This is a genomic window from Mesorhizobium sp., assembly GCF_004963255.1.
Lineage (GTDB): Bacteria > Pseudomonadota > Alphaproteobacteria > Rhizobiales > Rhizobiaceae > Mesorhizobium.
Genome location: NZ_SUGA01000051.1, coordinates 17,146 through 29,400, shown reverse-complemented (window position 1 = coordinate 29,400; position 12,255 = coordinate 17,146). Strand labels below are relative to the sequence as shown.

12 protein-coding genes are annotated in these 12,255 nt (G+C 64.0%); 8 read left to right on the top strand and 4 right to left on the bottom strand.

Annotated elements, in window-relative coordinates:
* Nucleotides 1-155 precede the first annotated feature (155 nt).
* The 8 genes from E5X34_RS30415 to E5X34_RS30380 all read left to right on the top strand — a co-directional run bounded on the left by E5X34_RS30415 (nt 156) and on the right by E5X34_RS30380 (nt 8,138).
* Nucleotides 156-860 carry a M15 family metallopeptidase gene (locus E5X34_RS30415; RefSeq protein ID WP_366664934.1) on the top strand — a complete coding sequence of 235 codons (705 nt, stop codon included), beginning with the start codon at nt 156-158 and terminating at the stop codon, nt 858-860.
* Between the two features lie 201 nt (nt 861-1,061).
* Nucleotides 1,062-2,090 (top strand): sulfate ABC transporter substrate-binding protein, encoded by a 1,029-nt coding sequence (locus tag E5X34_RS30410; RefSeq protein ID WP_292572691.1) that lies wholly within the window; start codon nt 1,062-1,064, stop codon nt 2,088-2,090.
* Nucleotides 2,091-2,155: 65 nt separating this feature from the next.
* Complete coding sequence (gene cysT, locus E5X34_RS30405; protein WP_292572688.1) at nt 2,156-3,007, top strand: sulfate ABC transporter permease subunit CysT; 852 nt, start codon at nt 2,156-2,158, stop codon at nt 3,005-3,007.
* Nucleotides 3,000-3,884, top strand: a complete 885-nt coding sequence (cysW, locus tag E5X34_RS30400; protein ID WP_042637242.1) for a sulfate ABC transporter permease subunit CysW — start codon at nt 3,000-3,002, stop codon at nt 3,882-3,884. Before cysT ends, cysW begins: the two co-directional genes overlap by 8 nt.
* 13 nt (nt 3,885-3,897) lie before the next feature.
* The gene (locus E5X34_RS30395) at nt 3,898-4,938 is read left to right on the top strand and encodes a sulfate/molybdate ABC transporter ATP-binding protein (RefSeq protein WP_292572685.1); all 1,041 of its coding nucleotides are present in this window, start codon (nt 3,898-3,900) and stop codon (nt 4,936-4,938) included.
* Between the two features lie 203 nt (nt 4,939-5,141).
* Nucleotides 5,142-6,128: a sulfate ABC transporter substrate-binding protein gene (locus E5X34_RS30390; RefSeq protein ID WP_292572682.1), complete on the top strand. Its 987-nt coding sequence runs from the start codon at nt 5,142-5,144 to the stop codon at nt 6,126-6,128.
* Nucleotides 6,129-6,379: 251 nt separating this feature from the next.
* The gene (locus tag E5X34_RS30385; protein ID WP_040970141.1) at nt 6,380-6,829 is read left to right on the top strand and encodes an Rrf2 family transcriptional regulator; all 450 of its coding nucleotides are present in this window, start codon (nt 6,380-6,382) and stop codon (nt 6,827-6,829) included.
* Between the two features lie 163 nt (nt 6,830-6,992).
* Nucleotides 6,993-8,138, top strand: a complete 1,146-nt coding sequence (locus E5X34_RS30380) for a hypothetical protein (protein ID WP_292572679.1) — start codon at nt 6,993-6,995, stop codon at nt 8,136-8,138.
* A 15-nt stretch (nt 8,139-8,153) separates the two neighbouring features.
* Here E5X34_RS30380 and E5X34_RS30375 read toward each other — a convergent pair whose 3' ends face one another.
* Genes E5X34_RS30375 through E5X34_RS30360 form a run of 4 tightly spaced genes read right to left on the bottom strand, consistent with a single transcriptional unit; the run spans nt 8,154 to nt 12,206 of the window.
* A complete protein-coding gene (locus E5X34_RS30375) occupies nt 8,154-8,657 on the bottom strand; it encodes a gluconokinase (RefSeq protein ID WP_292572676.1) in 504 nt (167 codons plus the stop codon).
* Between the two features lie 44 nt (nt 8,658-8,701).
* Complete coding sequence (locus E5X34_RS30370) at nt 8,702-9,688, bottom strand: ABC transporter permease (RefSeq protein WP_292228663.1); 987 nt, start codon at nt 9,686-9,688, stop codon at nt 8,702-8,704.
* Nucleotides 9,685-10,665 (bottom strand): ABC transporter permease, encoded by a 981-nt coding sequence (locus E5X34_RS30365; protein WP_292572673.1) that lies wholly within the window; start codon nt 10,663-10,665, stop codon nt 9,685-9,687. Before E5X34_RS30365 ends, E5X34_RS30370 begins: the two co-directional genes overlap by 4 nt.
* Complete coding sequence (locus E5X34_RS30360) at nt 10,662-12,206, bottom strand: sugar ABC transporter ATP-binding protein (protein WP_292572669.1); 1,545 nt, start codon at nt 12,204-12,206, stop codon at nt 10,662-10,664. Before E5X34_RS30360 ends, E5X34_RS30365 begins: the two co-directional genes overlap by 4 nt.
* Nucleotides 12,207-12,255: the final 49 nt, after the last annotated feature.

The window sequence follows — 12,255 nt, the reverse complement described above, 5'->3', positions numbered from 1 at the left end:
CGAGGCCCCCCTCTCTGGCCTGCCGGTCATCTCCCCCTCAAGGGGGAAGATTATTCGCTTCACGGCTTTCGCTAATCTTCAACGCAGGAAGGTCGGACGCGGCGCCGAAGCCCGGCAGGGCAGGGAGGGGGGCCTCGCGCCGACCTCTGTTGGGGGTGTTCTTCGCAGCGCTTGCACTAGTAATAGCTTGCCCTCTCCAGGCCCGCGCCGCCCCCCTGCCCGCCGGCTTCGTCAGGCTCGCCGATGTCGACTCGACCATCCGCCAGGACATCCGCTACGCCGGCCGCGAGAACTTCCTGCGCCGCAAGGTCGATGGCTATGACGCGCCCGTCTGCATCCTGACCACGCAAGCGGCGAAGGCGCTGTCCAGCGTCCAGAAAGTCGTGGCCGCCAAAGGCCTGACGCTCGTCATCTTCGACTGCTACCGGCCCGCACGAGCCGTCGCCGATATGGTCAGATGGACAAAAGAAGGCGGCCCGCCGGACCCGCAATGGTATCCGACCGTCCGGCGTGGCGATCTTATCGCCAAGGGCTACGTCGGCGAATTGTCGAGCCATTCGCGCGGCTCGACCGTCGACGTCGCCATCGCCGACCAGGGCAAGGAAAGCGATGTTCATCCCGCCTGCGGCGCTCCTGACAGCGGCACGCTCGACTTCGGCACCGGTTTCGACTGCTTCGATCCGATGAGCGAGACCGCGCACCGCCCTCTTCCCGCCGAAGCGGCGTCGAACCGCAAGATGCTGCTTGCCGCCATGCGAGCCGCCGGCTTCCGCAACTATGCGCGCGAATGGTGGCACTTCACCCTCGCCAAAGAGCCCTTTCCAAAACAGCGCTTCGATTTTCCGATCACCGCCAATTAATGCGCCGGGGCTTGCCCCAACACTGACCGCTTCTAATTAGGCCGGCTGATGCCGAGCCGAGCGAAAGCACAGGAGGAAGTTATTTCTTCAAAGAGCCGAAGCTCGGCGAAAAATTGCTTCGAGGAGGTGAAAAAGGCAACAATCAATGCATCTAATTTCTATAAACTCGCTAGAGTTCGCAGCAGTTCAACGGAGGCGGGAATGACCAAACCTCATTTCAGGAAACTGCTCGGCGCGCTGGTCGCCACATCTGTCCAGTTCGGCACGCTCGGTTTCGCGTTCGCCGATACGACTATCTTGAACGTGTCCTACGATCCGACACGCGAGCTTTACAAGGCCTATGACGAGGCCTTCGCAGCGCATTGGAAAGCCGAGACCGGCGAGACGGTCACCATCCAGCAGTCGCATGGCGGATCCGGCGCCCAGGCCCGCGCGGTGATCGACGGCCTCGACGCCGATGTGGTGACACTGGCGCTCGAAGGCGACATCAACGCCATCGTCTCGAAATCGAAGAAGATCAATCCCGACTGGCGCAAAAAATTCGAAAACAATTCAGCACCTTACACCTCGACCATCATCTTCCTGGTGCGCAAGGGCAACCCCAAGGGCATCCACGACTGGAGCGATCTGGTGAAGGACGGCGTCCAGGTGATCACGCCGAACCCGAAGACCTCCGGCGGCGCGCGCTGGAACTATCTGGCGGCCTGGGCTTATGCCAATTCGCATGACGGCAATGACGAGGCCAAGACCAAGGAATTCGTCAGCAAGCTGTATGCCAATGCCCCGGTGCTCGACAGCGGCGCGCGCGGCTCGACCGTCACCTTCGCCCAGAAAGGCTTGGGCGACGTCCTGATCGGCTGGGAGAACGACGCCTATCTGGCGCTCGACGAATTCGGCGCCGACAATTTCGACATCGTCTACCCGCCAACCTCGATCCTGGCCGAGCCGCCCGTCGCTGTGGTCGACGCCAATGTCGACGCCAAGGGCACGCGCAAGGTGGCCGAAGCCTATCTTTCCTGGCTCTATTCGAAGGAAGGCCAGACCATCATCGCCAAGAACCACTATCGCCCGGCCAAGCCCGAGCTGGTTCCGGCCGAGGATCTCGCCAAGCTGCCGCAGATCAAGCTGGTCACCATCGACGACCCGCAATTCGGCGGCTGGAAGAAGGCGCAGCCTTACCATTTCGGCGACGGTGGTATATTCGACCAGATCTACAAGCCGGCGCAGTGAGAGGCCGGGCCTCGAAAACTGGCGACTGCAATCTGGTTGAGTAAGAAGGGACGATCCAGAACAGCATGACCACAGCACCCGCTCATGCGGGGTGGCGATTCAGACAGCCGAGTGTCATTCCGGGTTTCGGACTGACGCTCGGCTTCTCGCTTGCCTACCTCACGCTCATCATCCTTATCCCGCTCTCGGGGCTGATCTGGCGTTCGGCCGCGCTCGGCTGGACCGATTTCTGGGCTTTGGCCACCGACCGGCGCACCCTCAAGGCGCTCGAAATCAGCTTCGGCACAGCTTTCATCGCCGCGGCAGTCAATGTCGTGTTCGGCACGCTCGTCGCCTGGGTGCTGGTCCGCTACCGTTTCCCCGGCCGCCGCGTCGTCGACGCCATGGTCGACTTGCCTTTCGCGCTGCCCACCGCGGTCGCCGGTATCGCGCTGACCACGCTCTATGCCCCGACCGGCTGGCTCGGCAAATTGCTGATGCCGCTCGGCCTCAAGGTCGCCTACACCCCGCTCGGCATCATCGTGGCGCTGGTCTTCATCGGCCTGCCTTTCGTCGTGCGCACTGTCCAGCCGATCATGGAAGAGCTCGACAAGGAGGTCGAGGAGGCCGCCGCCACGCTCGGCGCCAGCCGCTTCCAGATCATCACCCGTGTGCTGCTGCCCAGCCTGGCGCCGGCCATCATCACCGGCTTCTCGCTCGCCTTCGCGCGTGGCGTCGGTGAATACGGCTCGGTCATCTTCATCGCCGGCAACCTGCCCTACAAATCCGAGATCGCGCCGCTTCTGATCGTCATCCGGCTGGAAGAGTACAACTATCCGGCCGCCACCGCGATCGCCGCGATCATGCTGGCGCTGTCCTTCGCGATGCTGCTCGTCATCAACCTCGTGCAGACATGGAGCCGCAAGCGCTATGGCTGATCCCGAGATCAAGTCCTACGAGCCGCACCACGAGAGCCGCTCGGCCGCGGTCACGGAAAGCCGCCCCGTCCGCATCACGCTGACGACCGTCACGCTGGTCTTCCTCGGCATCTTCCTGCTGCTGCCGCTGATCATCGTGTTCAAGGAGGCTTTCGCCAAGGGCGTCGGCGCCTATTTCCAGTCCTTGGGCGATGCCGACACGCGCTCCGCCATCCGGCTGACATTGCTGGTGGCGGCGATCTCGGTGCCGCTCAATCTCGTCTTCGGCCTTTCGGCCGCCTGGGCCATCGCCAAGTTCGAGTTCAAGGGCAAGGCGTTCCTGACCACGCTGATCGACCTGCCCTTCTCGGTCTCGCCGGTCATTTCCGGCCTGGTCTATGTGCTTCTGTTCGGCGCTCAAGGACTGCTCGGCGAATGGCTGAAGGCGCATGGCATCCAGATCCTGTTCGCTGTGCCAGGCATCGTTCTGGCGACCGTCTTCGTCACCTTCCCCTTCGTCGCGCGCGAGTTGATCCCGCTGATGCAGGAACAAGGCAATGGCGACGAGGAGGCGGCGCTCTCGCTCGGCGCCAGCGGCTGGCAGGCCTTCTGGTATGTGACGCTGCCCAACGTCAAATGGGGGCTGCTCTATGGCGTTCTGCTCTGCAATGCGCGCGCCATGGGCGAATTCGGCGCGGTCTCGGTGGTGTCCGGCCACATACGCGGCCTGACCAACACCATGCCGCTGCATGTCGAGATCCTCTACAACGAGTACAATGCCGTCGGCGCCTTTGCGGTCGCTTCGCTGCTCGCTGGCCTGGCTCTGGTGACGCTGGTCTTGAAAACACTTCTCGAGATGCGCTACGGCGCCGAGATCGCCGCGACACGCGGGCATTGATAGAGGTCATTCCATGGAAGTTCGCGTCGTCAACGTGCGCAAGGAGTTTGAGCGGTTTCCGGCGCTCCACGACGTGTCGCTCGACATCAAGTCCGGCGAGCTCATCGCGCTGCTGGGCCCGTCGGGCTCCGGCAAGACGACGCTGCTGCGCCTGATCGCCGGGCTGGAGCGGCCGACCAAGGGGGCGATCTTCTTCGGCGAGGAAGACGCTTCGCAAAAGTCCATCCAGGAACGCAATGTCGGCTTCGTCTTCCAGCATTACGCGCTGTTCCGTCACATGACGGTCGCCGACAATATCGGCTTCGGCCTGAAAGTTCGGCACGGCGCCGCCAGGCCTTCGAGCCAGGAAATTCGCCGCCGGGCGCTGGAACTGCTCGACCTCGTCCAGCTGTCAGGCCTGGAAAAGCGCTATCCGGCGCAGCTTTCCGGCGGCCAGCGCCAGCGCGTGGCCTTGGCCCGCGCCATGGCGATCGAGCCCAAGGTGCTTCTGCTCGACGAACCCTTCGGCGCGCTCGACGCGCAGGTTCGCCGCGAGCTGCGCCGCTGGCTGCGCGAGATCCACGACCGCACCGGCCACACCACCGTCTTCGTCACGCACGACCAGGAAGAGGCGCTGGAACTCGCCGACCGCGTTGTCGTCATGAGCCAGGGACGCATCGAGCAGGTCGGCACCGCCGACGACATCTATGACACGCCGAACTCGCCCTTCGTCTACTCCTTCATCGGCGAATCCAGCTCGCTGCCGGTCAAGGTCGAGAACGGCGAGGTGTGGATCGCCGACCGGCCGATCGGACTTGAGGCGCCGCATGCACCGCCCGGAGAGGCGGTTCTCTACTTCCGCCCGCACGACGTCGACCTGCTCGACGGCTGCAGCGGCTGCATCGCCGGCACGGTCGCCGCCAGCCGCCGCGTCGCAGGCACAAGGCGCGTCGAGCTGGAGATCGGCGGCGAGCGCCAGCGCGTCGAGATCGAGCTTCCGGTCGACCATCCCGCCGCGCAGAAGAGCCGCGTCGCCTTCAGGCCACGGCGCTGGAAGCTTTTCCCCAAGGCCTGAGCTATCTTTAGCCCTGACTCTTGCTTCGGCGCGCGCCTGGAGCTGTTCATGAATCAGCTTGGAAGAAAATCCTAGCAAAGAGCTGTTTCGGCGAGATATTTTCCAGACCCTCCCTCGCCTCTCGGACCGCATGCCTCGTCGCTTCAGGCTTTCCCGACTATGGTCTCGCCATAGCTTGATCCATTTACAAGGAGCCTGTTTTCATGAAGCGCCTGTTGCTCGGCATCGCTGCTGCTGCCGGTCTCGTCCTCGCATCCTCCCAAGCCTGGTCGGCCGACAAGCTCTTGAATGCATCCTATGACGTCGGCCGCGAGCTGTTCGTCGACATCAACAAGGCCTTCGTCGCCAAGCATCCCGGCGTCACGATCGATCAGTCGCATGCGGGCACCTCGGCGCAGGCGCGCGCCATCGCCGAAGGTCTTGCCGCGGATGTCGTCACCTTCAACCAGGTCACCGACGTCGACTTCCTGGTCAAGAAGGGCCTTGTCTCGGCCGATTGGCAGAAGGAGTTTCCGGACAACGCGTCGCCCTTCTATTCCCTGCCCTCCTTCCTGGTGCGCGCCGGCAACCCGAAGCACATCAAGGACTGGAACGATCTGGTGCGTGACGACGTGCAGGTGATCTTCCCGAACCCGAAGACTTCGGGCAATGCGCGCTACACCTATCTCGCCGCCACCGCTTATGCCAAGGAGGTCTTCAAGGGCGACGATGCCAAGGTGAAGGAGTTCATCACCAAGCTCTTCAACAACGTGCCGATCTTCGACACCGGCGGCCGCGCCGCCACCACCACTTTCGTCCAGCGTGAGATCGGCGACGTGCTGATCACCTTCGAGTCCGAGACGCGCGGCATCCGCAAGGAATATGGCGACGACAAGTTCGAGCAGGTCACCCCCTCGGTCAGCCTGCTGGCCGAGTTCCCGGTGGCGATCGTCGACAAGGTTGCCGACGAGCATGGCAGCCGGGATCTCGCCAAGTCCTATCTCGAGTTCCTCCACACGTCGGACGGCCAGGAGATCGCCGCCGAGAACGGCTTGCGGGTCCGCGACGCGACGGTCGCCGCCAAACACAAGGCCGACTTCCCGGACGTCCGCCTGCTGACGGTGGAGCAGGTGTTCGGTGGTTGGGACAAGGTTCAGAAAGAGCATTTCGCCGCAGGCGGGCTGCTCGATCAGGCCTATGGCACCCGCTGAAAGGGCTCCACAATCAGGAAGCGCAAGGAGGCCGGCTTTGCCGGCTTTCTTCTTGTAAGCGGGGCTGCATGAGTTCGCAGGGGAAATCCCGGCCCCAACGTGAAAAACGTTACGAAGAATCAACGCGTTTGTGCCTAAGTTGCACCGGCAAATTGTTGGGCCAGAGGGCGTTCGCCGGTCAAACTGTCATGATTTGCACACAAACAACCGCCAGATGCAGGGCGATTGGGGTTTGATGAATTGAATCGGGCATGCTGACCAAAAAAGGCAAATACGGCCTCAAGGCCCTTGTGCATCTTGCCAGCCTGCCGGCTGGCCAGCTCGCATTCGTCAACGACATTGCGGTCGCCAACAACATCCCGAAGAAATTCCTGGATGCGATCCTGGGCGAGCTGCGCAATGCCGGCTTCGTCCAGAGCCGCAAGGGCAAGGAAGGCGGCTATCGCCTCGCCCGGCCCGCATCCGAGATCAAGATCGGCCATGTCGTGCGCGTGCTCGACGGGCCGCTGGCGCCGATCCCTTGCGCCAGCCGCACGCAATACCAGCGTTGCGAGGATTGCGACGAGGCGACATGCCAGGTCCGCCACATGATGCTGGAAGTGCGCCAGGCGATCGCCGAGGTGCTCGACAACCGCAGCCTCGCCGCCATGCGCGACGCCGACAACGACGATTTCCCGGCAGAGCTCACTTCGCAGATCTGAAACGGCTCGCCTTCGACACAGGGCCCTTGGTTGCTTGTCTGCTTTCGACGCAGTAAAGCGGCAGAGCATGATCCCGAACCGAAGGTCAGCGAACGCAAAAAGTGGGTACCGGTTTTCGGACAAGATCATGCTCCATCTAAAAAGTGGAACGGGGCTCTGACGCATGAGGCTGCCTTGCCTAGGCAATTCCCGCAGGGCCAGCCGGCAGCCAACGTCGAATGAGATCTATCATACCGAGATCACCGCCGACGTGCCGGTGCTGGAGCGCAACGAAACCGTTCGCTTCTTCAGCCGCAAGGTAATCCGCCCCGGAAAACTGCGCCGCTTTGTCAATCGGGACCTGCGCGAGAGCCTGCTGTCCTGTTTCTATCTTGGCGTCGCGGCGCTGCTGCCGGTCTCGTGGTGGGAACCCATCTGCGGCTGGGTGTCGGGGCTCCGGCGCAAGCGCCATTTCCGCAAGGAATTCGACCGTTACGACGTCGCAGTTAGGGCAGTGCTTAGCGATGCGATCGACACGCGAAGAATGTTCGAAGCGCAGCTTGCCGCCGTTCACCGCCGGCGACTGACGCTTGCTGCGCATCTCGTGGCAGGCTGGCGCTGGTCGCCGGCGATCCGCCTCGAAGGCCTCGAGGCTCTGCACCAAGCCCTGCGCAACGGGCGCGGCGTCATCATATGGTGCGACCAGTTCACGGCGCAGACGATCATGGGCAAGCGCGCCCTGCATGAGGCCGGCGTCGATGCCCATCAGGTAAGCGCGCGGTACCACGGCCTTTCGCCAAGCGAGTTCGGCTTGCGCGTCATCAATCCGCCGCTGGTCAAGGTCGAGAACCGTTTCCTGAAAAGCCGGATCGTCTTTGAGCGCACCGACGCCTATCAGGTCACCACACGTATCCAGAAGGTGCTGAAGGCAAACGGCGTGGTGCTGATGACCAACACCATCTATGCCGGCTCAGCCTTCGCCGAGGCCGCCATGGGCGAGCGTGGCTGGACCCACCTCGCCTCGGCGCCGGCAAACTTCGCCGCTCGCGCAGGCGCGGCACTCTTTCATATGGCGACCATCGAGACGGTCCCCTTTCGCCAGTACCGGGCGGTCGTCAGCGAGCTGAGCGCGGGCGCGCAAGTCCCCGCGTCGCCGGCAAAGGACACGGCGGCGAAGAACCTTGCCGTCCAGGCGGGATACATCCTGTCGAAGCGCGACCATATGCTGGAAACGCTCAAACTCTGTCCGGAGCAGATGATGGCCTGGTCGAGCGCCACGCGGCTGACCGAGCGTCCAACCGAGGCCGCAATCGGCAATGACGGCGCCTGAATCCCCCGAACTGTTCTAACCAGCAATCTCTTTCAAGATATCGCCAACACTTCGCGTTCCGTCGACCGTCACCGCCCTTTCGTCGGCGGCAGGCTCTTCCAGCGTGGCGAACTGGCTGTCGACCAGGCTTGCGGGCATGAAATGACCCTTGCGATTGGCGACCCGTCGCCAGGCGGTCTCGCGGTCGATCTTGAGGTAGAGGAAGACGACCTCCGGGCAGAAGCGGCTCAGCCGATCGCGGTAGCTGCGTTTCAGCGCCGAGCATGCCGCCACCGCTTTCTGTCCGCCGGCAGCGGAACTCGCGATACGCTCGCCGATGGCGTCGAGCCAGCCCGCGCGCAGCGCATCCGTCAGCGGCTCGCCGCGCGCCATGCGCGCCACATTCTCCGGCGGATGCAGCCGGTCGCCTTCGATGAAGTCGGCGCCGAGAGCCCCGGCGAGCGCCTCGCCGACGGCCGTCTTGCCGCAGCCGGCAACGCCCATCACGACGATGGCCGGCGCCGTCCGAAGATCATTCATGCGGAGCTCCGGGATCTGCGGTCTTGGGCTTGCCTCATCCACGGTCAGCGGCTTGCCGGCGCGCGCCCGTAGAGCAGAAGCATGGCGACGATGACGACGCCATAGATGATCTGCCGCCCCGCCTCGGGCATCTGCATGACCGAGAGTATGGATTGCAGGAGCGTGATCAGGATCACGCCCGCAACCGTGCCCAGATAGGAGCCGCGCCCGCCAAGGATCGACGTGCCGCCCAGCACGACGGCGGCGATCGACGGCAGCAGATAGGCATCGCCCATCGATTGCGCCGCCTTGGACGCATAACCGGCCAAAAGCACGCCGCCAAAAGCCGACAGGCCGCCGGAGACGGCGAAGGCGATCAGCACGATACGGCGCGTGTCGATGCCGGAAAGATAGGCGGCGCGCTCGCGATTGCCGATGCCGTAGACGGCGCGGCCGAAGCTGGTGCGGGTCAGCACGAAGACCATCGCGGCACCGATCAGCGCCCAGATGATGACGGCGTTGGGAACGCCCGGGATGGTGAAACCGGTTGCCAGATAGCGCATCGCCGCCGTCGCCGAATCCTGTGGCGAGAAACCGCCGGTATAGACAACCATCAGCCCTTGCGCCACGGCATTGGTGGCCAAGGTGATGATCATCGAGGGAATGCGCAGATAGGCGACGCCGATGCCGTTGACGAGGCCGATCGCGACACCGCACAGGACCCCGAAAGGAATGGCCAACGCGACGCCGACCGATCCGTAGGCGGCGGCCGCGCAGGCCATCATGGCGCCTGTGGCCACGGACCACGGCACGGACAGATCGATCTGGCCGAGCAGGATGACCAGCATCATGCCGGTGGCGATGACACCGAGGAAGGACGCGACCTTCAACTGTTGCAGCAGATATTCCGGCGAGAGGAAGCTGCGCGAATAGAGGCTGCCGAGCAGAAGCAGGATCACGATGCAGGCAAAGGCGGTGACGACAGCCGGATCGGCGCGTCGCAGAAATTTGGGCATGCGGCCGGCGATGCCGCCGATGGTCGTCTCGCTCACAGGAACCACTCCAGCCGGTTGCGCACCCGAAACAGCGCGAAAGCGCCGAGGCTGACCGCGATCAACAGGATAACGCCCTGGAACAGCGGCTGCCAGAGCGGATCGAAGTCGAACACGAACAAGAGGTCGCCGATGGTGCGGAAGGCGAGCGCGCCGAAGATCGCGCCGATGGCGCTGCCCTTGCCGCCGAACAGCGACACGCCACCAAGCACGACGGCGGCGATCGAGAACAGCGTATAAGCGTTGCCGCTCGCATAAGCCGCTTCGCCCGTATAGGTGAAGAAGGTCAGGAACAGGCCGCCGATGGCCGCAAGCAGGCCGGCAAGCGTGTAGGCCAGGAACTTGCCCCTGCGGATCGGCACGCCCGACATGTAAGCCGCCGTCTCGGACGAACCGGCCGCGTAGGCGGCGCGCCCGAATTCGGAGCGGCTGAACGGCACCCAGACGACGAGCACGATGACGAGCAGCGCCACGAGGCTCGCCGGCACCACGCCGAAGAAACGCCCGGTCAGGAAATCCGCAAGGTCCTCATTGACCGAACCGCCGGGAACCGGTCGCAAAAGCAGCGCCAGGCCAAAAAAGACGGCGCCCGTGGCTATGGTGGCGACAATCGGCTGCAGCCGACCGTAGATGACGATCGCGCCGTTGACGGCGCCGCAGATGAGCCCGGTGCCGAGCACAGCCAGCACGCCAAACGCCGTCTCCAGGCCGGTGCCGATCACCAGCCATGAAGCCATGCAGTTGGTGAGCGTGAAGATCATGCCGACCGACAGGTCGATGCCGGCGGTGATCACCACCAATGTCTGGGCCATGGCGACGAAGGCCAGCAGCACGCCCTTGTTGGCCGCCGTCTGCACGACATTGGCGGTGAAGCCGGCCGGATGGTTGCCGCTGTAGATCGCGAACATGACGATGAAGATGCCGAAGGCCAGCAGCGTTCCGCGCTGCTCGGCCAGCCAATAGCGCCAGTCCCTCACGCGCCCGCTCCCTGCCTCGACCCGGCACCTTCGCCATGGATGTTGAGCGCGCTGGCGATCAGCGCGTGCTCGGTGATCCCGTCGCCGACCAGCTCGCGCTTGACCGCGCCGTCATAGAGCACCAGCACGCGGTCGCAGCAGCCGATCAGCTCGTCATAGTCGGTTGAATAGAACAGGATCGCGGCGCCCGCGTCGGCCAGCTTGCGCATCAGCTGGTAGAGCTCCTGCTTGGTGCCGACATCGATGCCGCGCGTCGGATCGTTGAGCAGGATGATGCGCGGCTGCCGCATCAGCCATTTGGCAATCACCACCTTCTGCTGGTTGCCGCCGGACAGCGCGCCGACAGGAATGTCGAGACCCGCTGTCTTGATGGCCAAGAGCCCGACCATGTCGTCGATGAGCCGCTGCTCGGCGGCGCGGTCGATGATGCCGCCTTTCGACAGCCTGTCGAGCGCCGCGAAGGACAGGTTCTCGCGCACCGTCATCGGCAGCATCAGCCCTTCGGTCTTGCGATCCTCGGGGATCAGCGCCATGCCGATGCGGCCGTGGCTTGCCGCGGTCGGGCTGGCGATCGAAACGGGCTTGCCGTCGATCAGGATCTCGCCTGAAAGGCCGCGCAGCACGCCGAAAAAAGCAAGCAGCAATTCGCGCTGCCCCTGTCCGTCGAGACCGCCGAGACCCACGACTTCCCCTGCCCTGACGCTTAACGAGATATTGTCCAGGCGGTCGGCCCAGGAGAGGTTGCGCGCTTCGAGAACCGTCGTGGCGGCCGCATCTGGACCGGGTTTCGGCGGGAAGATATGGCTGTATTCGCGGCCGATCATCAGCTCGACCACTTCATTGTCGCTCTTCGAGCCCGCGGGGTAGCTGGCAACGTTGCGACCGTTACGAAACACCGTGCAGTGGTCGGCGAGCTCGGCGATCTCGTTCATGCGGTGCGAGATGTAGAGCAGCGCCAGCCCTTCCGAGCGCAGCCGCTTCAACACTTCGAAGACCTTGGCGACATCCGCCGCCGTCAGCGCCGAGGTCGCTTCGTCGAGGATCAGGATACGCGGCTTGCGGGCTAGTGCCTTGGCGATCTCCACCATCTGCCGGCGCGACAGCGGCAGGTCCTTGACCAGGGCACAGGGATGGATGTCGGAAGCCCCGGCGCGTGCAAGCGCTTCCTCCGCGATGCGCCGCTGCGCCTTGCGGTCGATCATGCCGAAACGCTTCGGCGGATCGGAAATGACGATGTTGTCGGCGACGCTCAGCTCCGGGATGAGCGACAGCTCCTGGAAGATGCAGACGATGCCGGCCTGATTGGCGGCCGCCGGTGAGGCGAAGCTCACCTCGCGGCCATCCAGCGTCATCGTGCCTTCGTCGGGCGCCACAACGCCCGCCATGATCTTGATCAGCGTCGATTTGCCGGCGCCGTTCTCGCCCAGAATGGCGTGGATGCCGCCGGCGGTGACCGTCAGGTCGGCCTTTTCCAAGGCCCGCACGCCGCCATAGCGCTTGGAGATGCCTTCCATGCGGAAGAGCGGAGCCGCGCCGTCCATCAGCCCTCCCCGGCCGTTTCGAGTTGAGAACAGGAGGACGGTGCCGCGA